The organism is Affinundibacterium danionis (assembly GCF_042432465.1).
Lineage (GTDB): Bacteria > Pseudomonadota > Gammaproteobacteria > Burkholderiales > Burkholderiaceae_D > Undibacterium > Undibacterium danionis.
Window position 1 is genome coordinate 18338 of the sequence record NZ_JBHLXJ010000034.1, and the last position, 24131, is coordinate 42468.

Annotated in this window: 27 protein-coding genes; 14 read left to right on the top strand and 13 right to left on the bottom strand. The window is 46.7% G+C overall.

Going from position 1 to position 24131, the window contains the following annotated elements; translation table 11 throughout:
- The first annotated feature begins 275 nt into the window (after positions 1 to 275).
- Positions 276 to 851, top strand: coding sequence for a hypothetical protein (locus tag ACFFJH_RS18735; RefSeq protein ID WP_390214582.1), 576 nt, complete (start codon positions 276 to 278; stop codon positions 849 to 851).
- A gap of 124 nt (positions 852 to 975) precedes the next feature.
- On the opposite strand, the gene ACFFJH_RS18740 is transcribed toward ACFFJH_RS18735, so the two are convergent.
- The 3 genes from ACFFJH_RS18740 to ACFFJH_RS18750 all read right to left on the bottom strand — a co-directional run bounded on the left by ACFFJH_RS18740 (position 976) and on the right by ACFFJH_RS18750 (position 3119).
- Positions 976 to 1203: a hypothetical protein gene (locus ACFFJH_RS18740; protein WP_390214583.1), complete on the bottom strand. Its 228-nt coding sequence runs from the start codon at positions 1201 to 1203 to the stop codon at positions 976 to 978.
- A gap of 336 nt (positions 1204 to 1539) precedes the next feature.
- Positions 1540 to 2265, bottom strand: a complete 726-nt coding sequence (locus ACFFJH_RS18745) for a hypothetical protein (RefSeq protein ID WP_390214584.1) — start codon at positions 2263 to 2265, stop codon at positions 1540 to 1542.
- 515 nt (positions 2266 to 2780) lie between these two features.
- Positions 2781 to 3119, bottom strand: a complete 339-nt coding sequence (locus ACFFJH_RS18750) for a helix-turn-helix domain-containing protein (RefSeq protein WP_390214585.1) — start codon at positions 3117 to 3119, stop codon at positions 2781 to 2783.
- Positions 3120 to 3484: 365 nt separating this feature from the next.
- Here ACFFJH_RS18750 and ACFFJH_RS18755 point away from each other — a divergent pair, with 365 nt between their 5' ends.
- The 5 genes from ACFFJH_RS18755 to ACFFJH_RS18775 are packed head-to-tail and all read left to right on the top strand — an operon-like array spanning position 3485 to position 7008.
- Complete coding sequence (locus ACFFJH_RS18755; RefSeq protein ID WP_390214587.1) at positions 3485 to 4396, top strand: AAA family ATPase; 912 nt, start codon at positions 3485 to 3487, stop codon at positions 4394 to 4396.
- Positions 4396 to 4863, top strand: coding sequence for a hypothetical protein (locus ACFFJH_RS18760; protein ID WP_390214589.1), 468 nt, complete (start codon positions 4396 to 4398; stop codon positions 4861 to 4863). The genes ACFFJH_RS18755 and ACFFJH_RS18760 overlap by 1 nt, the downstream gene beginning before the upstream one ends.
- Positions 4860 to 5360, top strand: coding sequence for an HORMA domain containing protein (locus ACFFJH_RS18765; RefSeq protein WP_390214590.1), 501 nt, complete (start codon positions 4860 to 4862; stop codon positions 5358 to 5360). The genes ACFFJH_RS18760 and ACFFJH_RS18765 overlap by 4 nt, the downstream gene beginning before the upstream one ends.
- Positions 5360 to 6259 (top strand): CBASS oligonucleotide cyclase, encoded by a 900-nt coding sequence (locus ACFFJH_RS18770; protein WP_390214591.1) that lies wholly within the window; start codon positions 5360 to 5362, stop codon positions 6257 to 6259. The genes ACFFJH_RS18765 and ACFFJH_RS18770 overlap by 1 nt, the downstream gene beginning before the upstream one ends.
- A 23-nt stretch (positions 6260 to 6282) precedes the next feature.
- Positions 6283 to 7008, top strand: a complete 726-nt coding sequence (locus tag ACFFJH_RS18775) for a DUF6602 domain-containing protein (RefSeq protein ID WP_390214592.1) — start codon at positions 6283 to 6285, stop codon at positions 7006 to 7008.
- A 368-nt stretch (positions 7009 to 7376) separates the two neighbouring features.
- Here the strand turns inward: ACFFJH_RS18775 and ACFFJH_RS18780 are convergent, their stop codons facing one another.
- The 3 genes from ACFFJH_RS18780 to merR form a co-directional block, all read right to left on the bottom strand.
- A complete protein-coding gene (locus ACFFJH_RS18780; protein WP_390214593.1) occupies positions 7377 to 7670 on the bottom strand; it encodes a hypothetical protein in 294 nt (97 codons plus the stop codon).
- Between the two features lie 92 nt (positions 7671 to 7762).
- Positions 7763 to 8119 carry a VOC family protein gene (locus tag ACFFJH_RS18785; RefSeq protein ID WP_390214594.1) on the bottom strand — a complete coding sequence of 119 codons (357 nt, stop codon included), beginning with the start codon at positions 8117 to 8119 and terminating at the stop codon, positions 7763 to 7765.
- A gap of 51 nt (positions 8120 to 8170) precedes the next feature.
- Positions 8171 to 8572: an Hg(II)-responsive transcriptional regulator gene (gene merR / locus ACFFJH_RS18790; protein WP_390214595.1), complete on the bottom strand. Its 402-nt coding sequence runs from the start codon at positions 8570 to 8572 to the stop codon at positions 8171 to 8173.
- 66 nt (positions 8573 to 8638) lie between these two features.
- On the opposite strand from merR, the gene ACFFJH_RS18795 reads away from it, so the two are divergent.
- The 3 genes from ACFFJH_RS18795 to ACFFJH_RS18805 are packed head-to-tail and all read left to right on the top strand — an operon-like array spanning position 8639 to position 9488.
- Positions 8639 to 8983, top strand: a complete 345-nt coding sequence (locus tag ACFFJH_RS18795; RefSeq protein ID WP_390214596.1) for a mercuric transporter MerT family protein — start codon at positions 8639 to 8641, stop codon at positions 8981 to 8983.
- Between the two features lie 12 nt (positions 8984 to 8995).
- Positions 8996 to 9271, top strand: a complete 276-nt coding sequence (merP, locus tag ACFFJH_RS18800; RefSeq protein ID WP_390214597.1) for a mercury resistance system periplasmic binding protein MerP — start codon at positions 8996 to 8998, stop codon at positions 9269 to 9271.
- A 4-nt stretch (positions 9272 to 9275) separates the two neighbouring features.
- Positions 9276 to 9488 (top strand): GDCCVxC domain-containing (seleno)protein, encoded by a 213-nt coding sequence (locus ACFFJH_RS18805; RefSeq protein ID WP_390214598.1) that lies wholly within the window; start codon positions 9276 to 9278, stop codon positions 9486 to 9488.
- 26 nt (positions 9489 to 9514) lie between these two features.
- On the opposite strand, the gene ACFFJH_RS18810 is transcribed toward ACFFJH_RS18805, so the two are convergent.
- Positions 9515 to 10567, bottom strand: a complete 1053-nt coding sequence (locus tag ACFFJH_RS18810; RefSeq protein WP_390214599.1) for a DNA-binding protein — start codon at positions 10565 to 10567, stop codon at positions 9515 to 9517.
- 173 nt (positions 10568 to 10740) lie between these two features.
- On the opposite strand from ACFFJH_RS18810, the gene ACFFJH_RS18815 reads away from it, so the two are divergent.
- Positions 10741 to 11709, top strand: a complete 969-nt coding sequence (locus ACFFJH_RS18815; protein ID WP_390214600.1) for a site-specific integrase — start codon at positions 10741 to 10743, stop codon at positions 11707 to 11709.
- 57 nt (positions 11710 to 11766) lie between these two features.
- Here ACFFJH_RS18815 and ACFFJH_RS18820 read toward each other — a convergent pair whose 3' ends face one another.
- The 5 genes from ACFFJH_RS18820 to ACFFJH_RS18840 all read right to left on the bottom strand — a co-directional run bounded on the left by ACFFJH_RS18820 (position 11767) and on the right by ACFFJH_RS18840 (position 20691).
- Positions 11767 to 14910, bottom strand: coding sequence for an efflux RND transporter permease subunit (locus tag ACFFJH_RS18820; RefSeq protein ID WP_390214601.1), 3144 nt, complete (start codon positions 14908 to 14910; stop codon positions 11767 to 11769).
- Positions 14911 to 14964: 54 nt separating this feature from the next.
- Positions 14965 to 16521 carry an efflux RND transporter periplasmic adaptor subunit gene (locus ACFFJH_RS18825; protein ID WP_212673715.1) on the bottom strand — a complete coding sequence of 519 codons (1557 nt, stop codon included), beginning with the start codon at positions 16519 to 16521 and terminating at the stop codon, positions 14965 to 14967.
- Positions 16522 to 16529: 8 nt separating this feature from the next.
- Complete coding sequence (locus tag ACFFJH_RS18830) at positions 16530 to 17885, bottom strand: TolC family protein (protein WP_212673716.1); 1356 nt, start codon at positions 17883 to 17885, stop codon at positions 16530 to 16532.
- Positions 17886 to 18017: 132 nt separating this feature from the next.
- Positions 18018 to 18353 (bottom strand): hypothetical protein, encoded by a 336-nt coding sequence (locus tag ACFFJH_RS18835; RefSeq protein ID WP_212673717.1) that lies wholly within the window; start codon positions 18351 to 18353, stop codon positions 18018 to 18020.
- Between the two features lie 73 nt (positions 18354 to 18426).
- Positions 18427 to 20691 carry a heavy metal translocating P-type ATPase gene (locus tag ACFFJH_RS18840; protein ID WP_212673718.1) on the bottom strand — a complete coding sequence of 755 codons (2265 nt, stop codon included), beginning with the start codon at positions 20689 to 20691 and terminating at the stop codon, positions 18427 to 18429.
- 85 nt (positions 20692 to 20776) lie between these two features.
- Between ACFFJH_RS18840 and cadR the strand changes: the two genes are divergently transcribed.
- Entirely contained in the window at positions 20777 to 21223 is a 447-nt protein-coding gene (gene cadR, locus ACFFJH_RS18845; RefSeq protein WP_390214602.1) for a Cd(II)/Pb(II)-responsive transcriptional regulator, read from the top strand.
- A 97-nt stretch (positions 21224 to 21320) separates the two neighbouring features.
- Positions 21321 to 21767, top strand: coding sequence for an HAD domain-containing protein (locus ACFFJH_RS18850; protein ID WP_390214603.1), 447 nt, complete (start codon positions 21321 to 21323; stop codon positions 21765 to 21767).
- A gap of 63 nt (positions 21768 to 21830) precedes the next feature.
- On the opposite strand, the gene ACFFJH_RS18855 is transcribed toward ACFFJH_RS18850, so the two are convergent.
- Positions 21831 to 22043: a hypothetical protein gene (locus tag ACFFJH_RS18855; RefSeq protein ID WP_390214604.1), complete on the bottom strand. Its 213-nt coding sequence runs from the start codon at positions 22041 to 22043 to the stop codon at positions 21831 to 21833.
- A gap of 127 nt (positions 22044 to 22170) precedes the next feature.
- Here ACFFJH_RS18855 and ACFFJH_RS18860 point away from each other — a divergent pair, with 127 nt between their 5' ends.
- Both ACFFJH_RS18860 and ACFFJH_RS18865 read left to right on the top strand, forming a co-directional pair.
- On the top strand, positions 22171 to 22695 hold the full coding sequence (locus tag ACFFJH_RS18860; protein WP_212673725.1) for a hypothetical protein: 525 nt from the start codon (positions 22171 to 22173) through the stop codon (positions 22693 to 22695).
- Between the two features lie 2 nt (positions 22696 to 22697).
- Complete coding sequence (locus ACFFJH_RS18865; RefSeq protein ID WP_390214605.1) at positions 22698 to 24110, top strand: DEAD/DEAH box helicase; 1413 nt, start codon at positions 22698 to 22700, stop codon at positions 24108 to 24110.
- Positions 24111 to 24131: the final 21 nt, after the last annotated feature.

Consider the following 24131-nt stretch of genomic DNA (forward strand, 5'->3'; position numbering starts at 1 on the left):
AACTTGCAAAAAAACGATTAGTCTTAAGTATTAGGTAGTTACCGTCCTAACTTTTAGGTTAGCGCGCTGTTTTATGGTGCGAAATTTCGCTAACAATTTACGGAAGAATCCGCATACGCAATTTGACATAATATAAATTATGCGAAATTATTTGTTGTTATTGTGAAGGACATCTATGAACTTAAATCGTTCTGTGGGCTCCAACTTCTAGTTTTGATCTTCAATTCACAAGTAACTAATAAAGTACGATTACATTATCGCCATCAGGAGACCTTATGAAAATTCTTTACTCAATTATTCCTAGCTGTTTGGTTTTAAGTTTAAGTTGTGTGTCGCTGGCCAATGCCGCGGATACGCCTGCTTTAATTCATCAAAACTCTCCAGTCGTGGTTTCATCTCCAGCTGCTCGTGCTGCGGATGTCCAGTCGATTGATGGCATCGTTGCTGCGCTTTATGATGTTATCTCCGGTGGTATTGGTCAGCCACGAGATTGGAATCGTATGCGTTCGCTCTTCATTCCTGAGGCTCGCATTATGGCGATTGGCCCTAAGCGTGACAGTAAGGATCTGGCTCTGCGCATTTTAAGCGTTAGCGACTATATTGCTAATTCAGGCCCTGTTTTGATTGAGACTGGCTTTAGGGAAAAAGAAATCAGTCGAAAAACTGAACAATGGGGTGAATTAGCGCAGGTTTTCACAACGTATGAGACTGTGATGGATAAGGATAAAGCGGTAAAACGTGGGATTAACAGCGTGCAACTCATGCACGATGGAACGCGCTGGTGGATTATTTCTTTGTTGTTTGAAGCGGAACGTCCATCACTAACTTTGCCGGATATCTATTTAAAATAGACCGTTTGATGAATGACGAGGCTCTATGCAATAAAGAGATACCAGTTTAATTTCTCGTATCTCTTTATTTAAATTAAAATCGTTAGCAAGCTATAAATGAAGAACGCTAAAAAAGTCTTAAAAATCACCATCTTGCTTTAGATAAAATCACCAGCCATTTACGAAACAGCAATACTTCTAAGTGCCCCGCCTGTATTCCTGTAGAGCATTCAATTACCGGGTTGACGTGATAGTTACGACTTCTAAAGTCCTTGCAAACAAACATTTCACGACGGCCAAGACGCATCAAAAAAGCACTAGGGGAAAATTGCACTGTAAAACGTGTATCAAAGGATTGTTCTAAGTTAGTCATTTGTAAAATCTCCATGAGTTTGATGTCGATCTAGCCGTATTTACTTTTTAAAAGTGCTGTATGCACGTTCAGTAGTTAGTAATGTAAATCAAAAATACTGTATGCGCAATCAGTATTTTTGATTTGTTTTACGGCTGTTGTTTCTCATCTGTTTTCACTTCAATTTGAGGGACGGCCGGGATTCGTGTGAAATTCATCAAAAAATCTTGTAATTGGTTGATTTTTAAAGAATTGTTGCTTCGCAATCTGGCTATTTATGGCCTATCCCTCGAAAAGGTATAAGTTTTTTTGCTTACACTTTAAACACTAATTACCTCTGCTGCTAAACTCGTGCTTTTACGCATCAAGTCGGTACCGGGCCACTAACTCTCTAGCAATTTTTAACTCTGCTTCGTAATTTTCATTGGATGTTCGGTTGTAATTTTTCACGACTTCTTGGTGTACGTTTGCACTTATCTCAAATTCGATTGCTCCAAAACGTCCAGCAACATCCTCAATCGGAGCGATACCCCAAGCGTCTTCGCCCATCCCATTTGGATGTACAACAATGCTATGAAAGTAACCGTCTGCCGACCGTTTAGTGCCTTCATACAATGGAGCAAATCGCTTACCCATAATGGCTACTGGCTGCAAACCAATTAATTCACACATTGCCTCGGCGTAGGCAACACAGCTGCCGAAGGTGTATCTGGCAGCATCATAGGCAGGAATACGTGACGGTGGTTTTGATGGAATTGCATTAAGGTAAAGTGGGTGTGAATTGATAACCTCAACCGCCTTACTGATTTTGTCTTCATTTGGCAAACTTCTCAAAGGCAAAGTGGCAAGCATTGCTTCAGTATAAAAACGCGTGCGAACACCGCCGAATCCGAGTCCTTTCTTCTTGGCTAACCTAATGATCGTGCTTTGATTAAATTCGGCAATCGTCTTGACACCCCGCACATCAAAAATGCCATCCCGGTTATCAGCCACATACACCCGCAATGGCTTCATCTCATTCTCGGAAATATCTTCTGTTGGGTCGGTAACCCACCAGTCAACGTGAAGTAGCCATCCTGTCAATCTTGCCAGCGCGATGGCAAAGTTGATGCAGTCATCAGCCTCCCACTCATCAATAAGGGGTGTCGAAAAATTCTCACGTTGTTTGTTTTTTGCTTATCCCATTTCAAACCTGATTCCTTCCTAAATAAGCTAATCAACTTTTTTTCATTGTATGTAATTTTTTCTAACGCCATTGGCATAGTTTAATTCCAAACGTGTAGGTTGGAGGGGGCATGCCGAGATAAAGCCAGTAATGACACATAAGCGTTTTGGTTACTTGTACCGACTCAATCACAATATCTCATTATTCCAAGTTTTTTGATGTAAATCAGACATCAAAAAAACGTTCCGTAATAAAACTTTGACCTTTTCGAGGGAATGGACTGTCACGTTATAGAGGATCGGCCAGGATTTCTTAAAAATCCGCAGAAAGTATAGTAACTATTTGATTTTATTTAAAAAATCAAACTTTTTTATATTTAACAACAATCGTCGCGTTCCTCGGCGACGAAACCGCCCGCTCTATTTCCTTTAAGTTAGCCTCCCTCCTTCGCAGCACGCGCATCCAGTTTTGCACGGATGCTTTGCAAGGCAATATCCAGGCGCCCCAAAGGTGGCGGAAGCAGTTCCGGGAACAGCGAGCTAAAACCAGGGGCGCGACCAAGGAATTGCGACACTCTGATTAATGCAGCGAGGGAATCACATTCGCCGAGCTCAAGTCGTTTATACGTGCGTAGCGGAATGCCGCATTGAGCAGCGAAAACGACCTGAGTCAAACCAAGACGCCGACGCTCAAGTCGCACGCGGTCGCTAATAAGCTTTTGAACGGCCTGGACGCTTAATTTGTTCGCCTGATCGAAAGAAGGTAACGGCATTTTGCTAGGTGCCAATTTTGGCACCAGATTATGTGGATAACTTTAGTATGGCACAAATTAGGCTTATGATGAGTCAGCCTTGAAAGCTAAATTTGCAACATGAATCCACCAACCTTGCAAACCTTGGCTTTGACTTCCAATATTGATGAGCGCACAATAGAAATTAGCACTCAAAGGGAGCGAGTGCTAGCGGACTCCTCAGGACGTACGTCCTGAGGCGAACAAAATGACATAGAAACGCCATTATGCGATTGCGGAATTGCAGTTTGTGCGTCTTTCACTGTTTCGTCAATGCTGTTTGTGCATACAGTACAGTGATAACCAAGTCATCCGTGCATATAACCTTATTATGAAAGCACGAAATAATGACTCAGTTTACATTAGTGAAAGATAGGGATCTGCCAAAGGGTATTCATGCCGACGTGGCGCTGCCGAATACCGAGCTTGGTCATCTGTGGGATTCCATTATCCTAGCTCCAGAAATCAAAGAGCGGCTTGTATCGCAGGCCATTCTTAATTTTACGATCCGTCCCAAGGTGTCGCGCAGCATACTGCCCCTCCATGGCGTTTTGCTCTTGGTCGGACCGCCAGGCACCGGAAAAACGTCGCTGGCCAAAGGCTTGGCAAATCGCATCGCCGAACTGCTGAAGGGGCAAAAAATGCGTTTATTGCAGGTCGACCCGCATGCCCTGACTAGCTCCGCGATGGGCAAAACGCAACGGGCTGTATCAGAACTGTTCTCGCAAACGATTGCCGAAGCCGCGGCAACAGGGCCGACTATCGTTCTGTTGGACGAAGTGGAAACGCTCGCGGCCGACCGCGCAAAGCTGAGCATGGACGCCAATCCGGTCGACGTACATCGCGCAACAGACGCGGTTTTGGTTCAGCTTGATGCGCTTGCCGAGCGCTTCCCGAATCTGCTGTTCGTGGCGACAAGTAACTTCCCGCAGGCGGTGGATGCCGCGTTCACCTCTCGCTGCGACCTGGTGCTGCAGATACCCTTGCCCGACGCCAATGCCTGCCGGAAGATTTTGGCAGATTGCCTGTCTGGTCTGGCTGAAACATTCCCGAATATTGGCAAGCTGCCATCGATGTCGGATTTCGGCGCCTGCGCCGCTGCTTGCGAAGGACTTGATGGCAGAACGATCCGCAAAGCAGTCGTTAATGCGCTGGCCCAGCGAAAGGAAACAGCTATCAATCCCAATCTTCTCAACACCGATGACCTTATCGCAGCGGCTGAGCAAGCAAAGCTGAGTCGTAATAGCGGAGGTGAATAATGGCGACCGTAATCCGAAGAACATTCCGCAGCAGTCCTTTTCGCAACACCCACGACACCTGGATGGCGATTGTGGACCTGCTCACTGGCGGCCAGTCATCTGAAGCTAGAAAAGTCTTAGTCGCCGTCGCAGGAATAGCCGCCAGCTGCATCGCTGACCAAGCCCCTCGGTCAGTGCCGATTGTCGTGACCTGCAATGGCCCCAGAACGCGTATCTATTGCCTGTACGACGATGACGCACTCGATGGTGCCGATGCGCAGGAAGGTGCGCTGGGATTTGATGCGCTACAAGGCGACTGGGCAATTTCCATTCCGTGCCACAAGGACGAGCTGCCCTGGGTGGTGGGCGCTCTGGCGGAACACACGACCAGAATCACAGCGCGCGACATGGCTGACGGCTTGGCGGCCGACGAAAAAGCCGCGGCCAGCAACAGCCTAGTGCTCGACGTCGAGGAGTTCATGAAATGAGCGCCGTTTCCGTCTACACGTACACCCACTCGGTGACGTACGTCTCCGATAACATCCTGAAAAGCTTCCGTGACATCATCCGGCTTAGCGGGCTCAATCCAAAGGAACTGGTCGATACCTGGGATAGTAAATTGCGGGCACTGAGCACATGGATCGAATCGAAAGATCTCGAAAAGGTCATCTTGGAAATCTACCACCCGGTCACTGATAAACTGATCACCCGGTGGGAGATGGACGTTGTCTATAACTGGTCCACTGACGAAGGTACCTTCTACGCCGATACGGACCAGTTGCGCTACGCCATTTTGAAAGCCGGCGTCATCCCCGGTGAGGCGAAGTACGACATCTTCTTAAATACGAAGCCCGGTCGTCGCGACGTCACAGGCTGGGGGCCAGCAACCCTTCGATCGACCGATGGCATGGTTAAGCAGAGCTTGGGGTCAACCGTCGAACACAATGGCCTGGGCGCCCAGGCCGCGTACTGGAGAAAAGCATAATGTTGACTGTCAATGACGCCTTTCGCAAGTTTAAATCGCGGCTTGAACTGACCGACCGCGAGCAAACCAATGCCAGCCAACGCCACAAGGAGGTGCGTGACTACGTTGCGACCAAGTTTGCCGTCGATCGCGATTTCCTGACCGGCTCTTATGCGCGCCACACCAAGACGAAGCCGCTGAAGGACATCGACATCTTTTTCGTCCTGAAGACCTCAGAAAAGCACTACCGCGACAAGTCTCCCTCGGTGATGATCGACGCCGTCTATGACGCGCTTATCGAAAAATATGGATCGTCCGCGGTGCGCAAGCAAGGCCGGTCGGTGAACATCGATTTCGGAATCAAGCCGAACAGTGAAGACAAGACCGATCACCGGATCTTGAGCATCGACGTGGTGCCGGCCTTCGCCGCCGGCGACGACTTCGAAATTCCCTGCACGGATACCGGAACGTGGATCAAGACCAATCCCAAGATCCATGCGGAAAAAGCGGTCAAAGCGCATGACGCATATTCGAAGGAATGGAAAGGCCTGGTGCGCATGGTCAAGTACTGGAACAACCACCCCAAGCATGGCGAAAAACCGGTGAAGCCGTCGTTCCTTCTTGAGGTCATGGCGTTGGAGTGCCTGCATGGCGGCTGGGGTGGGCAATTCGACCGTGAGGTGCAGGCACTGTTCGCCACCTTGGCCGACCGAGTCGGTGATGTCTGGCCTGATCCGGCTGGTTTAGGGCCAGCGATCAGTAATGGCATGGACGACGCACGCAAGCGGCGCGCGCAGACGCTTCTGTTGGAGGCCGGCCGTCAGGCAACCATGGCTATCGATCACGTTCGTAAAGGACGCAATGGTGATGCGCTGAAGATATGGCGCGAACTGTTCGGTCCGCGTTTCCCACTGTCGTAATCCCATACATGACTGGAAAAACAATGAGTAAATGGTCTTTATCCGCGCTGCTCGCGGGCCTGCACGAAGATATCGAATCACAGCTTGCGATCGCGCGGAAGGCGTTTGTCCATCCCGGAACAAAGGGCGATGCCACCGAAGCCGTCTGGCTGAAGCTGCTGCAACAATATTTGCCGCAACGATACCAAGCGGCATCGGCGCATGTCGTTGATAGCACCGGTGCTTTCAGCGATCAAATCGATGTTGTGGTGTTCGACCGCCAGTATTCGCCTTTCATATTTCGGCATGGCGATCAATTCATTATTCCCGCGGAAAGCGTCTATGCGGTGTTTGAGGCTAAACAATCAATCAACGCGACGATGGTAGCGTACGCGCAGGAAAAAATTTCTAGCGTGCGGCAACTACACAGGACCAGCCTGCCGATTCCCCATGCTGGAGGAACTTACCCGCCGAAACCGTTGATGCCAATTCTTGGCGGCATATTAACTCTTGGAAGCGACTGGAGCCCGCCACTTGGCGATGCGATGCGAGCCGCTCTTCTGGACGGCAATGCAGGAGGAAAACTCGACCTAGGTTGCGTCGCATCCCATGGTGTGTTTGACTATGATAATGCGACCGCTACGTATAACATTCACGCATCAGGCAAACCAGCCACCGCTTTTCTTTTTGAATTAATTGCCAGACTTCAGGCAACCGCGACGGTTCCGATGATCGATATCCGCACCTACGGCGCATGGCTAGATGCCTAATTGAGGAGCGGCCAAAATTCATCTCTATTAGAGGGTTGGCAGGAATTCGGCTAAAAAACAGCAGAAATCAATCTAAGTATTTGATTTGAAAGAAATCTGTACTTTTCAAAATGGTTAAGCTTAATCATTCCCAAAAAAGCAAAATTGTAAGGCCAGTGTGGCAAACTACACTTTTAACATTGAAAGATGTAGTTTGTAACACTGTGCTCTCCATGGAAATCGAGGGCGGAACGAATAAGCCCAGTATTCTTGCCGAGTGTAGCTATTAACAGAACTAAAAAGCAGCTGTTTGTTTAGGGTCAAATTGACCTGACAGTTACCCGTCTTGATGTGCGGAATTGTTAGATACTGACCTCAATTGCGTCATTTTATTTTAATGCACTCGTCACTGATTCCTCCTTCTTTTTGATTCCTAAGTGCCCCTGTAACTCGGTCAGGATCATTTTTTGAGTATCAAGTACTGCAGTGGATCTGGCAAATTCCAACTGTTGTTCATGAATTTGCGTCTTCAATTCATTGTTTTGCACTGAAATTTCGGACAATTGATTTTTGAATTCAACTATGACGACATCTTTTGTTGCTAGGTCGGACTCCAGCAAAGGAATACGGCTCGCGGCGACCTTAAGAGGGAGCATGCCGAGATAAAGCCAGTAATGACACATAAGCGTTTTGGTTATATAGGGATGTATATTTTGCGAAATTTTTACATATAACACTTGTCGACTTTTGCACGCGAAAACCCAACTTACCAGAATCATTGAACAAAAATAAGTAACACTCCCGACGGGTCGATAACATGAAGTACGCGGGAGCCTCCTGCCGATTCAATGGGCAGGACTCGCACCATTGAAAAGCCGTCGCTGACGGCAACCTGGGATGCTTTGTGGTGCCAGGCATCCACGTCGTCAACGCCCATGACAATCATGAAATTCTCGGCCCAAACCTTCACGTAGTAGTTCTGCAGCCGAAAGCGATAGCCACTTAGTTCGAAGTCCGCTGTACCGTCCCACCCATCCGACATATTAAAGCCGAGAGCCAGGTAGAATCGTTTGGATGTTTCAAAGTCCTTGGCGGGAACATATGCCTTAAGATCATTGATGCTTAATGTCATCGATTCCTCCATCACAAATTTGTTGATACCACCGATCTGAGATTATCATCGTCATACCCCTTCAATCAGAGCTTGAATAATTGGGCATCCTGCGGTGCCGTCACCAGTATTGCACCGTTCGAGCATATCGACTAAGGCGGACTGGATTATATGCAGATCAGCTAGCTTCGCTTCCACCATCGCCAATTTGCGTGCTGCCAAATCCCGGGTGTCGGCGCACGCGCGTGACCCCTCCAACGCAAGGAGATTCTTGATTTCATCGAGGGTAAAGCCTAGAAGCTGCGCCCGTTTGATAAACCTGATTCTGCGTACATCTTCAATCTCATAAGTGCGGTAGCCGGTGTATGGACGTGCCGGTTCGACGATCAGTCCACTTCTCTGATAGAAACGGATCGTTTCCACATTCACACCAGCGGCGCCAGCCAAGCGGCTGATCGTCATTTTTTCAGTCATGTACTTGACTCCGTATATGTGTACGGAGTTTATCCTATCTCTGTAAAAAACAAAATGAGGTGAGGCATGGCATTCGGAACGAAGGGATCTTTAGTAGCGGGCGTGTTAGCAGCGCTTGGCGCCTCGGCATGTTGCGCAGGCCCGCTCGTTCTGCTATTGCTAGGTGTCGGCGGCGGTTGGGCATCTCACCTTATCGCGTTTGAGCCATATAGCCCTTACTTCACTGCTATGACAGTTCTGTTCCTGGGAGCTGCCTTTTACAATTTGTACGTGCGTCGACGGTCATGCGAACCAGGTGATGCCTGTGTCGATGGCCGCGTTATCCGTAACCAACGCATTATCTTTTGGCTCGTTACTTTGCCGGTGATATTGCTGCTGGCGTTACCTTTGTATGCCTCACTGTTTTATTGAAAGGACTTTTCGATGCGTATTTCTACCTTTTTCGTCGCACTGTTGCTAAGCGGATCAGCTTTGGCAGGTACACCAAAATCCGTCACTCTCGATGTGCAGAACATGACCTGTGCTACTTGCCCAATTACTGTCAAGAAAGCACTGGAGCGAGTTCCCGGCGTGACCGATGTAAAAGTCGACTTTGAGCACAAAACAGCCATAGTGAATCTTGATACGGACAGAGCCAACTCCTCGATGTTGACCAAAGCGACGACCGATGCCGGATTCCCTTCAACGGTCAGAAAGTAACGCTATGACAGACGCAACCCTCGAATCGATTTTGACATGTCCGCATTGTGGTCACAGCAAACAAGAAACGATGCCAACAGATGCTTGCCAGTACTACTACGAGTGTCAAGGTTGTGGCGTTGTGTTGCGGCCAAAGGTCGGCGATTGCTGCGTCTTTTGTTCCTACGGTACTGTGAAGTGCCCGCCAATTCAACAGCAGCGCAATTGCTGCGGTTGATGTACCGTGAAAGACTATTGTTACACTTATTTCTGTATTCCTGGTGGTGACTGCATTATTGGTGTTAGCTTTTTAATATCAAAATGTTCCTCTAAATCGGCCAGAATCATTTTTTGAGTTTCAATCACTGCAGAGGATTTGACTAATTCCAATTGCTGCTCATGAAATTGCGCCTTCAATTCATCGTTTTGCGCGGAAATTTCCGACAATTGATTTCTTAATTCGACAATAACGACATCTTTCGTTGCCAAATCAGATTCCAGTAAAGGAATACGGGCAGCAGCCACTTTGAGCAACTCAATCTCACTAATATGCTTTCGCTCAAGCCCCTGCAGTTCGTAAAGTGATTTTTGAGCCTGAGAAAGCTCAGCAACCAATCTGGCGCCATCCTGATTGAGCCCTGTAATTTCGTTTTGCTTGTGCACTAGGCTTTGCTGCAAGTGGCGAATTTCGCCTTGTAGCTGCTGTACTTGATGTTCGTGGCGCCTGATATCTTGGTCGCGCTGCTCCTTTACTGACTCACGATAATGTTCTAAAGCCTCCCGCGCATGGGTGTGCTTGGACTCTAAAGATTCCCGGTACGCCTCGTTTTCGAGTAGACGTTCTTTCAGATCGATTACCTGTTGCTCTAGGGTGTGGCGTGCAATGGTTTCGCGTTGCAATGATTCTGCAGTTCTGGCGTGCGCTGCCACTTCACTTTGAGTTCCGGCCTCGACAACGCTTAGTTTTTCGCTCAACGCCTCATTGGAGGCGTTTAATGCCGCAATGGATGCATTGAGCTGACGTTCCGTCTCCGTGCTTTGTATCTGCACTTCGCCAATCCGTTCATTTGCTTCTGCCTCCAACTGAATAGCTAGGCGCGCAACGAGGTCATGTAAGGCCTCACTGATAGATGCTTTTCGATCGTCAACTTTGCCGTATTCAGCCTCTAATTCTTTGAGATATTTATGGATTGTCGATTTAGAGCCGGTATTACCCAATTCAACGCGAACGGCATCGACTGAGGGATGTCGCCCCTGCGCAATCAATGCATCGCGTGCTTTTTTTACTTCGGATTTGTATAAACCAGTTCGCGCCATATCGTCACTCCATCAAATATCGTAATGTATTACGTACCATGTAATTACATACTAAATTTAATGATTTTTCAAGCACATATTTCTTGATTTTAATAAAGGATAATTTAGGATTATCCTGTGTGATAGGTAAAAATTAAGGTAAATTACTGATTTCATGTGTAATCATCAAAATCATGAGCAAAATTGATCAATACATTCAAGCGGCTACCCGCGACAATACCCGTCAAAGCTATCAAGCCGCCGTACGTCATTTTGAAGTTGAATGGGGAGGCTTTTTGCCCGCTACCGCCGACAATATAGCTAATTATCTGGCCGCTTACGCTGATACGCTAGCGATCAATACCCTACGACAGCGTTTGGCTGCCCTAGCGCAATGGCATATTTCGCAAGGATTTCCAGACCCCACCAAATCACCAGTAGTACGTAAAGTTTTTCGCGGCATTCAAGCACTTCACCCCGCCAAAGAAAAGCAGGCGAAGCCCCTACAACTAGATCAACTTGAACAGGTGGTACGGTGGTTAGAATCGACCATTGAAAAAGCTCGCAGTGAAGGTAATCGTCGGACTGAGCTACGATATGTTCGAGACAGAGCACTTTTACTGCTTGGATTTTGGCGAGGCTTTCGAGGCGATGAACTTACACGATTGCTGGTCGAGGATGTTTCGGTGTTGCCTGGTGAAGGAATGACTTGCTATCTATCACAAACGAAAAGTGATCGGCGATATCAAGGAACCAGCTTTAAGACGCCAGCGTTATCAAAGCTCTGTCCTGTTGAAGCATTTGTCGAATGGATTCACGTATCGCAGTTGAACTCTGGGCCGGTGTTTCGCTCGATAGATCGATGGGGTCATATTGCAGAAGCTGGCCTACATGAGGATAGCCTGATTCCGATTTTTCGCGCTATCTTGACGAATGCGGGAGTCACATCCGCTGATTTGTACAGTGGTCATTCGTTACGGCGCGGCTTCGCTACTTGGGCTACCGCCAATGGATGGGATTTAAAAACGCTAATGGAATATGTTGGCTGGAAAAATGTTCAGTCAGCGATGCGCTATGTTGATGTCGCTGATCAATTTTCTCAACAGCGTATCGAGTCCAGTTTAAGCAAGCCTTCGCCAATACGCCAGTTGAGTAAGCCTTGACTTCATTTGACCCCCACATGTTATCGCTAAACATGTGGGGCAAATCTACATGGCAAACTAAGCTTCAATTTCTTTCGTGAAATAAGAAGGCACAAGCTTGTACAGCAATGGCAGTACCAGTAACGTTAATAGCGTTGACGAAATAATCCCACCAATAACGACGGTCGCCAGCGGTCGTTGTACTTCAGCACCGGTACCCGTGGCGATGGCCATAGGAATGAATCCTAATGAGGCGACTAATGCGGTCATCAATACGGGACGCAGTCGCGTTACTGCGCCTTCACTGATCGCGGCATCTACATCCATGCCTTTATCGATCAGTGAACGGATATAAGCGATCATCACCAACCCGTTTAATACCGCCACGCCAGATAGAGCAATAAAACCGATGCCCGCTGAAATCGATAAAGGAATATCTCTCAACCATAAGGCTACAATCCCTCCTGTCAGGGCGAATGGCACGCCAGTGAAGACTAATAGGCCATCTCGCATATTGCCAAACATCGCAAAGAGCAGCATAAAAACCAGCACCAACGCAGCTGGCACAACCACTTTTAAGCGATTACTCGCTGACTGTAATTGTTCAAAGGTACCGCCCCACGTCATCCAGTAACCAGTTGGCATGCTTACTTCTTTGCGCATACTCTCTTGGGCTTCATTCACGAAGGAGCCAATATCGCGCCCTCGGACATTTGCGGTGACAACCACCCGGCGTTTTCCTTCTTCTCGACTGATTTGATTAGGACTCGCTCCCATGGTGACAGCCGCTACATCGCTGAGGCGTACATAACCCGCTTTATCAGGACTGTTACCGTCCTTGGGCAGACGAATTGGTACGCGTTTAATCGTATCGACATCATTGCGTAAATGATCTGGCAAACGCACTACGATATCAAAACGACGATCACCTTGAAACATGGTACTCACCGCTTGACCGCCAATGGCGTGACTGATGACACCTTGAACATCATTGACGTTAACACCTAAACGGGCAATTTTATCGCGATCAATTTGAATATTGAGCATTGGTAATCCCGTGGTTTGCTCCACCTTCACATCGACGGCACCCTCAATTTTGGAGAGTACCTGAGAGATTTTTTCAGCCGATTTATTCATGGTGTCCATGTCGTCACCAAATACCTTCACCGCCACGTCGCTACGCACACCTGAAATCAATTCATTAAAGCGCATTTGAATTGGTTGGGTGAATTCATAATTGTTTCCCGGCACCTTGGTAACAGCTTCTTGTATTGCCTCGATCAACGCCTCTTTACTTCGTTTTGGCTTGGGCCATTCATTTTCAGGTTTGAGCATAATAAACGTGTCTGCCAAACTCGGCGGCATCGGATCGGTCGCAATTTCCGCGGTACCGATTTTTGAAAATACCCGTTCAACCTCAGGGAATTTTTGAATGACGCGTTCAAGATCCTGTTGCATTTGCACTGCCTGATTGAGACCCGTACCCGGAATACGCATCGCATGCATGGTAATGTCACCTTCGTTTAAACTAGGAACAAATTCACTTCCCATGCGAGTCAACAACAAACCACTCAAAATGATGGTGGTGCCTGCAATACTTAACACCAAGGCTTTACTATGTAGTGTCCAGTCCAATAGAGATTGGTAGCGTTTTTGAATACGGCTAATCGCGCCATTTTCTTTTTCGACGATGTTATTGCCGATAAATAGTGCGACGGAGGCCGGAATAAATGTCACTGAGAGAACCATCGCTGCAATCAATGCGGCAACCACCGTAAAAGCCATGGGATGGAACATTTTGCCCTCGACACCTGTCAACGCAAAAATCGGTAAGTACACCACCATGATGATTAACTGACCGAATAACAAGGGTCTACGTGATTCTTTTGCTGCTTCGAATACCTCATTAAAGCGCTCATGCCGCGTTAATAGTCTGCCATGATGCTGTTGCGCATGCGCTAAACGCCGCACGCAATTTTCTACAATGACGACTGCACCGTCGATGATAATGCCAAAATCCAATGCTCCCAAACTCATCAGGTTCGCACTAACTTTGTTGCCGACCATGCCAGTGAACGTGAATAGCATCGCTAAGGGAATCACCATTGCCGTAATGATGGCAGCGCGGATATTACCTAAGAATAGAAATAGAATCGCGATAACCAGTACAGCACCTTCGAGCAGATTTTTCTTCACCGTATTAATCGCTTTATCCACTAATATCGTCCGGTCGTACACGGTATTAACAATGACGCCTTTCGGTAAAGAGCGATTGATCTCTTCAATTTTTTTACTGACAGCGAGCGACACTTTACGGCTATTTTCACCCATTAACATAAATACGGTACCCAGCACGACTTCACGACCATTTTCAGTAGCGGCTCCTGTGCGCAACTCCTTGCCAATTTCAACGTCTGCCACATCTTCGATACGAATCGGTGTCTCGTGGATGGATTTCACGATGATTTGTTTAATGTCCGCAATAGAACTAAGCTGTCCTGGTGCGCGCACCAAGTATTGTTCACCTCGACGTTCAATGTAACCAGCGCCTATATTGGCATTATTCTTTTCGATTGCTTCAGCGACTTCTTGCCAAGTAACATCGTAGGCAACCAGCTTTTCTGGTCTAGTAGCGACCAAAAACTCTTTGTCATAGCCACCGATGGTATTGATCTCGGTTACACCAGCGACATTACGCAATTGCGGTTTAACGATCCAATCCTGAATCTCACGAAGCTCGGTGGAGGAATAAGGCTCACCCGAGGCATTTAAAGCACCAGGTTTAGCTTCGACCGTCCACATCACAATTTCACCCAAACCCGTAGAAATAGGCCCCATAGCAGGCTCAACACCCGCTGGCAATTTTGATTTTGCTTCTTGCAGACGTTCATTGACCAACTGACGCGCGAAATAAATGTCGGTACCGTCCTTAAAGACCACTGTCACTTGCGACAAACCGTAACGGGAGAGCGAACGCGTTTGCTGTAGAGACGGCAAACCTGCCATGACCGTTTCTATCGGAAAGGTCACTCGCTGCTCTGACTCTAAGGGCGAGTACCCTGGTAATACAGTATTAATTTGTACCTGAACGTTAGTTATGTCGGGTACCGCATCGATCGGTAACCGTTGGTAGTTGACGATACCCAGCGCGGCAAAACACAAGGTAACTGCCAACACCATCCATCGATGGTCGATGGAAAAGCGAATAAGTTTCTCAAACATGATTTTTACTTTCTGAAATGAATGAAATGATCCATAAGAAGATCTGATTAGGTGTTAATCGTCATGACTCGCTGACGATTTACCCAATTCCGCTTTCATCAGAAAACTATTTTTTGAAACGTAGGTTTCACCCGCGTGCAGGCCTTTCACTACTTCAGTAAACTTGCCATTAGTCCGACCCAATTCCACAGGCCGTACTTCGAACTGATCGCCGACTTTGATAAACACACTAGAGACTTCATTGACACTTTGAATAGCTTCGCTGGCGACAACCACCGGCGTGTTCACCGCTGCAGATTGCACAACCAGATTGACTGGCAGACCGGGATACCAAAGTCCTTTTGCATTAGACACCACCAGACGCGCCATCGCACTTAAGGTCTGATCACCGACCACTGAGCCTACATAACTTACTTTTCCACTGGTACTCGCTTCAAATGCCGTTGCATTGATCATTGCTTTTTGCCCGACTTTAATTTGTCCCAGTTCTTTCGCTGGAATAACCGCTTCAACCCAGACTGTATCGAGATTGGTCACTGTAAAAATCGTAGCATCCTCTTTCAGCACTTGTCCCATCGCGATATTTTTTTCCGTGATGGTGCCGTTAATGGGTGAACGAATTTCTAAACGAGTGAGTGATCCGCCAGTCGTGCCGATAGAAGAATTAGCGCCTAAAGCCGCTAATTTTTGCTCTGCACTTTGACGTGTGATATCGGCTTCTTGTAAGGCGTTTTGTGCCGCTAAATAATCCTGTTCGGCAGAAATTTTTTCTTCCCACAATTTCTTTTCTCGCTCAAAACTCTTTTTCGCTAACGCAAACCGTTTTTGTGCCGCCAGCACTTCACTGCGTTGGTCTGCTAACAGCTGACTGGAAATCACCGCTAACACTTGCCCTTGCTTAACCTTGTCACCGGCATTCACCAAAACACGTTCGACTAATCCTGTCAGGCGTGGCACGACATGTACCGTGTTGTCGGCGTTCAAACGAATCTCGCCTAACAGTGACATTGTGCTTTGCAATAGCATCGGTCCAGCAACCTGGGTTTCAATCCCGTTATGTTTGCGTTGCTGCTCACTCATTTGCACTCGGCCTTCGATCTGCTCGTAGTGAAATTCATAGGTCTTTTGATCAAATATGGCCTTAATTTTGACATCAAAGGAATGAGGTTCTTCCAGTTCATCCGTACTGGTCAAATAATCCTGTTCTGGTTTTAATCGATACGTCTGGGCTTCCTGACCCAAGCGCTGCACCAAGACAGTGACGTCGCTGGCACCAGGTGCTATAGCTTTGCCATTTTGGTAGGGGTAAAGCCGAAAGACCGGTACAGAATCCACTTCAAAAATGGTGACTTCTAACGCATAAGTGCCTTGCGTAAATAGGCGGCCGCCATGTGGCCCTTTCTGATCAGGAGCCGCTTCTTCACCTGTTTTTTCTGCATGCTCTCCCTTATGGGTGGCCTCATCATGTTCCTCTGTTTTGGTACCAGATTTATTGGAAAATAAGATAGCGATCGCTAAGACCAAACCAACTACGAGAACGATGGCCACTGCAATCGCTTGGTTCCGGTATTTGAGCGGTGATGATTGCGTAAGTTGAGATAAAAATTTCATGGTTATTCCTAAAATGAGTCAGTCGCTGGATAGAATTCAAACGCTTGATCATTGAGCAGTCTTTGAATATCCGCTGCGGCAAGATGGGCATCGCCACAACTACGTAAATATTGTGCTTTCGCAGCCAAGAGAGAGCGCTGCGCATCGAGGACATCTAAGAAATTGAATTTACCGAATTCAAAACCTTTCAATGCAAGCTCAAAAGCATTTTGGGCATTGGGTAGTACATCTGTTTTACTCAGTTGTGCCTCGTCGATGGCGAAGCGTAGTCGCTGATGGGCTTGCATCAATTCATTGCGAACGCGTATCTGTGTTGATTGCAGTTCATCCTTGGCCTTATCAAGACGACTAATAGTTTCCTGCACATTGCCTTGATTGCGATCGAATAAACTCAGAGGGATAGCGATTCCGACCATTGGTTGTTGTCGCCCGGTCAGTTGCTCCCGCTTCGCGCCAAGGCTTACCGTCACATCCGGAATCTGCTTACTGCGTTCCACATCGGCCATCGCGGCGCGTTTTTCCACCTCGATTTTTGCTTTGATGATTTGTGGTGATTGCGTCAGTTGCTTTTCTAAATCCAAGCTATCGGGTAACAAAGGTAAGGTATCGAAATGTCCCAGAAATTCAGTAGATTGATTTGCGTTGTTGCCGATAACAGATTGCAATCGCTGGCGTGCAATCATTAATTCAGTCTCTGATTTAGCCAGCTCAAGCTGTGCGCTGGACTGCGCCACGCGTGCTTTACTTTCTTCTAACGGCGCGACTTTACCCACCGTGACTTGTTTTTTAGCCGCATTGTAAGCGCGCTGAGTCAGCTCCAGTGACGTGAGCGCCAATCGTTGACGCTCTTGTGCGATCAGCACCTCATTAAAGCGCGTTGTGACGGTGGCACGAATCTCGTTCAACATCATGGTGAAGTCGATTTTAGCGATATTCAAACCACTTTCTGCCACCGAGAGTCGGGCACGTCGTTTCCCGCCAAGCTCAATTGCCTGATTGAGTTGCCACGTAGTACTTCGATTTTCACTGCGAGCATCTTCCATCATCGCAACCAATTCTGGATTACGTAATAGGCCTGCTTGACGCAGGCTTGCCTCGGTCGCTGTTATCTCTCGCTTCGCAGCAGCAATATCCGGATGATATTGCTGGGCTAAACGTATCGCTTCTTGCAAACTTAAACGACTACCAACAGTTGTATTGATTACCTTATCTGTTGATAGTCTTGCTGCGAGCATTGGCGTACTCGCTTGATCTTTTGTATGCGTATTGGTCTGTAATGTCTGTGCCACAAGGTATGTGGGTAAAGACGCCAATAGTAACGCCGCGAGCCACGATAGCGTGGGCGGCAAAAGCAATTTCTGCATGGAATTCCCCTGAAATTATTCCCGAAATTATTCTAAAAACGAAGCAATAGGAAAAATCCGGTCGTGAACTGTCAGCCTTTGAGTATCAGAAAAAAAGGAACTAATAAAGAGTGACAATCAATGGACGCCGGATTAGACGACGTACATCCACTTGGGACGTTCAGGCTCTGCCAAAAATGGCATGGGAGGTTGAGGAGAATTAAAGCGATCCGTATCTTGGAGTGCAGACAAATCCAAGGGATTTATCTGCAATTCGGCTGCCATGGAAGAACCGTGATGACATGTTGCGCAATCGGGATGCGACACAGATTTTTTACTACTGGTTTTATCCTTTTGATCCTCATGACCCGATGTTTGATGTTGATGAGGATGATGCCCAAAATGTTGGGTGGACTGATCAGTTTCATGTTGACAAAATGCACTTGCCGCCGTCCAACTAAGTTGGAAGCTAAAGGCAATCACTAACATGACGATCCACTTTTTACACATAGCGCGAATTATATACCTGATCGGTTTCTCTAATGGATTACAAATTCGTTATCTAGATGAATGATTTCACGGTAGACTTGGATGCAGCAGAAAATTTGAGCAAACGCAAACCATTAAAAATGACCAACAGGCTTGCTCCCATATCGGCAAAGACTGCCATCCAAAGGCTGGCCGAGCCAAACACGGCGAGTACCAAGAAAATCATTTTAATCCCCAGCGCTAAACTAATGTTTTGCTTCAGAATGCGGGAGGTACGTTGACTCAATTGAATAAACTGAGGAATCTTACGCAGATCATCATCCATTAACGCGACATCGGCTGTTTCCAATGCGGTATCTGTTCCGGCAGCGCCCATTGCAAATCCAATATGCGCTTTGGCCAACGCTGGCGCATCATTAATCCCGTCGCCAACCATTCCCACGCGACCATATTGCGCTATCTCTTGATGGATGGCCGCCAACTTACCTTCGGGCAATAAATCACCGCGCGCATCATCAATGCCAACATGTCGGGCAATTGCCTTCGCTGTGAGCGTATTGTCACCCGTCAGCATGATGGTACGTACTCCCATGGCATGCAGTTCGGTAATGGCTTGACGACTGGTTTCACGAACCGTGTCAGCCACCGCAACCATGAGTAGTGGCGTTGTTTCATTACAGAGAATTACCACCGTTTTTCCATCACTTTCGAAGGTGCGTAACGTGGCTTCGAGGCTAGTGTTGCAGATACCTAATTCTTCAACCAATCGGTGATTACCTAAATAAAACCATTGATCGCCCATACGTGCTTTCACACCACGCCCCATCAAGGCTTCAAACTGAACTACTTCAGTGAGAGGTAAAGTGGGAAATTGCGTTTGCCAGTAGCGGCTGATAGCACCCGATACAGGATGATCTGAACGTATCGCCAAGCTTGCTGCCAGCTGCAAGTGCATATTGGCATCACCTTGAAGCAAAGAGATGTCGGTGACGCTTGGCTTACCCAAGGTAATAGTGCCCGTCTTGTCCAGTGCAAGGACTTTTAAATTACGTCCATCTTCCAGATAGACACCACCTTTGATCAAAATGCCTGCTTTAGCTGCTGCCGCTAAACCGCTGACGACAGTCACCGGTGTTGACACCACTAGCGCACAAGGACACGCAATCACTAATAACACCAAGGCTTTGTAGACCCAGACTGACCATGGTAATGCGAAAAAGACAGGTGGCACTATCATGACCGCTAATGCCAATAAGAAGACCACAGGCGTATAAACTTTAGCGAATTGATCGACGAAACGCTGGGTGGGCGCACGACTTGCTTGCGCTTCTTCAATGCGAACAATAATACGTGCTAATGCCGAATCAGCCTTTAGGGACGTAACGCGGTAAAGAAAGGAACCACTTTGATTGATCGTTCCAGCGAAAAGCTGATCGCCGATATTTTTTGCAACCGGAATACTTTCTCCTGTAATCGGAGCCTGATCAATCGCGGATGCTCCCTCAGTCAAGATACCATCCAGCGGAACCCGTTCTCCCGGCGCAACCCGTAGAATTGCACCAATTTGAATTTGGTCAGTTCCTACAGTGAGCCAAGAACCATCAACTTGCCTTACCGTCGCTTGTTCAGGTGCCATCGCCATCAATCCCCGAATCGCGTTGCGCGCACGGTCTAAAGACAAAGCTTCGATCATTTCTGACAGGCTGAACAACACCATGACCATTGCCGCCTCTGGCCATTGTCCTATGATGACAGCGCCTGTTACAGCAATTGCCATCAGGGCGTTAATGTTTAAGTTGAAATTGGTGAGCGCGATCCATCCTTTTTTATAGGTGCCAATACCGCTTACCATGATGGCAAACAAGGATAAAACAATCACTTCCCAACTTGATTCATTGCCACTTATCCAGGCGATCACCTCCGCAGCTACGGCACTGGCGATTCCCAAGCCCGCTAGCCACCACGATCTATTTGAAATTGTAGGTGCATTGACATTTTGCTGGGATTGTTCGGTTGCATTAATCAGCTCGACTTGCATCCCGATATCTTGTAAAGCACTTTGAATCGACTTGTCGTCAACAAGATGATGCTTGACTGTGAGTTTGCGCTCTAACAAATTAAAATTAAGTTGCGCAATGTCTTTGATGGATGCCAGTTTTTGGCGTATCAAGGTTTCTTCCGTTGGACAGTCCATATTCTCGATGCGATACACCACAGTTGTGGTGCCAGCACTCGAAATAGTATCTGCTCCCGCAGAGATCACAGTTGTGGCGTTAGCGCAACCGCAGTCGGGCTTGTCGGTCGCGCAGGCAGATTGAGATTCGGTTGTAGATGACATAAATGCTCCCAAAAGCGTATAGTGCTATTAAAAACCCTGTAGTAGGTATAGGGTCAAGTAATATTTGTTGACGGGAGTAATTCAAATGGAACTGAAAATTGGCGAACTTGCGAAACGTTCTGGCTGTCAGGTCGAGACTATCCGTTTTTATGAGAAAGAAGGACTACTGCCTCCCGCTGTACGCTCGCAAGGGAATTATCGTTTGTATAGTGAGATGCATGCGGAGAGGCTACAATTTATTCGTCATTGCCGATCGTTAGATATGACCTTGCATGAAATTCGCCAACTCTTGAAATATAAAGATGCACCGCAGCAGACCTGTATTGAAGTCAACCAGATATTGGACAAACATATTGAGCATGTTGCGCACCGGATTGCCGAATTACTGCAATTGCAAACGCAACTCACACATTTGCGCAGTCTTTGCGAAAATCCGACCGCGGGTAAAGATTGCGGAATTTTGCACAATCTTGCTACTACGGAAGGATTGCCAACTAAAAAATTGGGTAGCCATGGTGGAAACTGTCATTGAATATAAGATTTGGCTTATTTAGGACAAATCCTCACTAGCACCAGAATTCTTATCGCTAAGAGCAAGTCGTAACCTATTTCAATATTAGGATTAATTCGTGATTATATTTCTTGATTTTGATGGCGTATTGCACCCAGAACCTTGCTACGACCAAGATCAGTTATTTTGTTTTTTGCCGAGATTGGAAAAAATCCTACACGAATTTCCGCACGTAAGCGTCGTTGTCAGCAGCACGTGGCGAGATACACGATCACTCGAAACACTACGCGATTTCTTTGATGTTGCGATTCGCCATCGGATCATTGGTGCGACGCCTCATTGGCGTGAGCGTGCTGAATTATTTGAGGTGATTGGCTATCAACGCCAAACTGAAATTGAAGCATGGTTACGTGATTCGGGTGAGCCATGGCTACCTTGGGTTGCGATTGACGACAAGCCCTATTTATTTCGCCCATTCTTATCCAATTTAATCAAGACAGAATCATCAAGCGGATTTGACGAAAATGCAGAAATAAAGTTGCGCACTTTGTTGGGAGTCTCTTAGTAAAGCTGCATTCAATCACCAATATCTATTTGAAGAGCGCTTTTTCAAAGCTGTAAAAGCTCATTACTTTCCCGAGATTTTTTTCTTACGATGATTTTGTTCGGTGATCGACTGAATAATAATTTCTAAACCTTCATGTGGATCTGCATCGATGGCCTGACAATACTTGATGAATTCTACAAGTTCAATTTTCTTTCGATCTTGTTCCATCTTCCCGACGCTCGTGAAGTGAGCGCCAATGATGGGGGCGATCTCACGTAGTGTTAATGAAGACACTGAACGTCTCAGCTTCAGCCAAGCACGAAGTTTCTCGTAATGAGGTGAGTAGGAGGAAGTTTTCATTGTAGCGATAGTAGATACGCGATACAATGTAGCGAAATTCGATACAAAATCTTTACGCAAAATGAAGCAAAGAAAATTTAAAAAGGAAGTAATCGACACTTTTCGGTTATTGGCTGGCAAGACTTTTACAATAGGCAAAGCACTTGAGGTGTATTTAACGACACCTTCAAAAATTCATTCTGAATCAAAATCTGCCAGGCAATTTGTTCATAGAAACATATTGAGGTTCTTATCGACAGGTGACATTGTTCAAGTAGCCTCTCAGGGACGTGCGCAACAATACAAAATGACGGATCAGTTTAGTGAGCGACTCACAAACGAAAATCAATCGTCTAACACAACAAAGAATGAACCTTTGGTGCAAAAGAATACGCTCGGAAAAAATTTGACTGACCGTCTTAATCAACAAAAATTGATGTTACTCACTGCCATCGGCGAGGCCGAAGAGTACGACGCCATTTATAAAGAGCTACCAGAAATTGGCGCGCAAATTCAAGAGCTTTATAACGAATCACGAGACAGATGCTCTAAATTATTAGGCAAAGTAAAAGCAATTGAAAACCTAATCGCTTTAAGTTCTCGCTAATCATGAAACTGAGAAAGTGGCAGTCCGCTTGCATTGATCGTGCATGGCGAAAATTCGCGACCAAAGAAAATCATTTCCTTTGCTTAGCAACACCCGGTGCTGGAAAAACCATCATGGCGTCAACACTGGCCAACAGACTTTTTCTGGAAAATAAAATAGATCTTGTTTTGTGTTTTTCTCCGTCGGTTACAGTGGCATCTGATTTTGAATCAGCACTGGCGACACATACCAATTTACGGATGGATGGCCTTTTAGGCTCTAAAGGTCGCTCTTTAACCTATCAAGGAATGCTCCATCTCGATGCATCGTTTTGGGCACTATTTGAGACCTATCGTATATTCGTCATTTTCGACGAAATCCACCACTGCGCGGGTGATGGGATAGAAAATGCGAATGCCTGGGGTCAGAAGATTATTGAAAATATTCAAGGACGTGCTGCCTATACCTTGGCATTGACGGGAACACCTTGGAGGTCAGATCAAATTCCCATTGCGCTGTCCCGTTACTGTCAAAATAACCAAATCCACTGCGACTATATCTATGGACTGACGCAGGCCGTCTCGGATAATGTCTGCAGAACACCTCAGATTACCTTGATCGATAACGATAACATCGTTGTTAAGGACAACGGAGAGAGTTCAAATTATTCGTCGTTTGGACAATTACTCAAAGATTCGAAGTGTTCCTACCAGCAGTTGATCGAACACGATGAACTCATTGCCTACCTGATAGGAAAATCGACTAATAAGCTAAACACCATCAGAAAACAAATTCCTGATGCAGGTGGATTAATTGTTGCGGCATCGGTCGAGCATGCAAATAAAATTGTCAGAATTTTAGAAGACCGCTTTAGCGAGAAGGCCTACGTGGCAACGTATCGAGTAGAGGATCCGCAACAAACAATCAACGAATTTAAGCGCAATTCAGAAAAATGGATCGTGGCCGTTGGCATGATCAGCGAAGGTACAAACATTCCGAGATTACGCGTGTGCTGTCATTTGACCCGAGTGAAAACTGAACTTCACTTTCGCCAGGTACTCGGACGAATACTGCGCAGTAACGATGAAACAAAGAGTGATGCTTTTCTCTACATGCCAGCAGAGCCAGATTTGATCGAATACGCAACGCGTGTGGCGCAAGAAATACCAGAGGGCTTGAGTGTAAAATTTGATTCGATGTCAAAAACTAAGAATGAAGTAACGCAAAAATCCAATACAGAGAAAAACAAGTCATTCACTCAAGGACTCACCTTGGACTTAGGTCGAACATACGAGAAAGCGCCTATGTTGACTTCCGATATTCATGTCCCTCATGAGCGTTCAACACTGGCAAATACCTATGAGACTAGCATTAATATTTTTGGTAAATTCAAGCAAGAACTAATTGCAATGCGACTTGGACTTTCTATAAGATAGAGATACCAGTAAATTTACTGA

Bases quoted from the DNA above. Each gene is read 5' to 3' on its own strand.
- ACFFJH_RS18735 (WP_390214582.1), top strand. From the start codon at position 276: ATGAAAATTCTTTACTCAATTATTCCTAGCTGTTTGGTTTTAAGTTTA.
- ACFFJH_RS18740 (WP_390214583.1), bottom strand. From the start codon at position 1,203: ATGACTAACTTAGAACAATCCTTTGATACACGTTTTACAGTGCAATTT.
- ACFFJH_RS18750 (WP_390214585.1), bottom strand. From the start codon at position 3,119: ATGCCGTTACCTTCTTTCGATCAGGCGAACAAATTAAGCGTCCAGGCC.
- ACFFJH_RS18755 (WP_390214587.1), top strand. From the start codon at position 3,485: ATGACTCAGTTTACATTAGTGAAAGATAGGGATCTGCCAAAGGGTATT.
- ACFFJH_RS18760 (WP_390214589.1), top strand. From the start codon at position 4,396: ATGGCGACCGTAATCCGAAGAACATTCCGCAGCAGTCCTTTTCGCAAC.
- ACFFJH_RS18765 (WP_390214590.1), top strand. From the start codon at position 4,860: ATGAGCGCCGTTTCCGTCTACACGTACACCCACTCGGTGACGTACGTC.
- ACFFJH_RS18770 (WP_390214591.1), top strand. From the start codon at position 5,360: ATGTTGACTGTCAATGACGCCTTTCGCAAGTTTAAATCGCGGCTTGAA.
- ACFFJH_RS18775 (WP_390214592.1), top strand. From the start codon at position 6,283: ATGAGTAAATGGTCTTTATCCGCGCTGCTCGCGGGCCTGCACGAAGAT.
- ACFFJH_RS18780 (WP_390214593.1), bottom strand. From the start codon at position 7,670: ATGTGTCATTACTGGCTTTATCTCGGCATGCTCCCTCTTAAGGTCGCC.
- ACFFJH_RS18785 (WP_390214594.1), bottom strand. From the start codon at position 8,119: ATGACATTAAGCATCAATGATCTTAAGGCATATGTTCCCGCCAAGGAC.
- merR (WP_390214595.1), bottom strand. From the start codon at position 8,572: ATGACTGAAAAAATGACGATCAGCCGCTTGGCTGGCGCCGCTGGTGTG.
- ACFFJH_RS18795 (WP_390214596.1), top strand. From the start codon at position 8,639: ATGGCATTCGGAACGAAGGGATCTTTAGTAGCGGGCGTGTTAGCAGCG.
- merP (WP_390214597.1), top strand. From the start codon at position 8,996: ATGCGTATTTCTACCTTTTTCGTCGCACTGTTGCTAAGCGGATCAGCT.
- ACFFJH_RS18805 (WP_390214598.1), top strand. From the start codon at position 9,276: ATGACAGACGCAACCCTCGAATCGATTTTGACATGTCCGCATTGTGGT.
- ACFFJH_RS18810 (WP_390214599.1), bottom strand. From the start codon at position 10,567: ATGGCGCGAACTGGTTTATACAAATCCGAAGTAAAAAAAGCACGCGAT.
- ACFFJH_RS18815 (WP_390214600.1), top strand. From the start codon at position 10,741: ATGAGCAAAATTGATCAATACATTCAAGCGGCTACCCGCGACAATACC.
- ACFFJH_RS18820 (WP_390214601.1), bottom strand. From the start codon at position 14,910: ATGTTTGAGAAACTTATTCGCTTTTCCATCGACCATCGATGGATGGTG.
- ACFFJH_RS18825 (WP_212673715.1), bottom strand. From the start codon at position 16,521: ATGAAATTTTTATCTCAACTTACGCAATCATCACCGCTCAAATACCGG.
- ACFFJH_RS18830 (WP_212673716.1), bottom strand. From the start codon at position 17,885: ATGCAGAAATTGCTTTTGCCGCCCACGCTATCGTGGCTCGCGGCGTTA.
- ACFFJH_RS18835 (WP_212673717.1), bottom strand. From the start codon at position 18,353: ATGTTAGTGATTGCCTTTAGCTTCCAACTTAGTTGGACGGCGGCAAGT.
- ACFFJH_RS18840 (WP_212673718.1), bottom strand. From the start codon at position 20,691: ATGTCATCTACAACCGAATCTCAATCTGCCTGCGCGACCGACAAGCCC.
- cadR (WP_390214602.1), top strand. From the start codon at position 20,777: ATGGAACTGAAAATTGGCGAACTTGCGAAACGTTCTGGCTGTCAGGTC.
- ACFFJH_RS18860 (WP_212673725.1), top strand. From the start codon at position 22,171: ATGAAGCAAAGAAAATTTAAAAAGGAAGTAATCGACACTTTTCGGTTA.
- ACFFJH_RS18865 (WP_390214605.1), top strand. From the start codon at position 22,698: ATGAAACTGAGAAAGTGGCAGTCCGCTTGCATTGATCGTGCATGGCGA.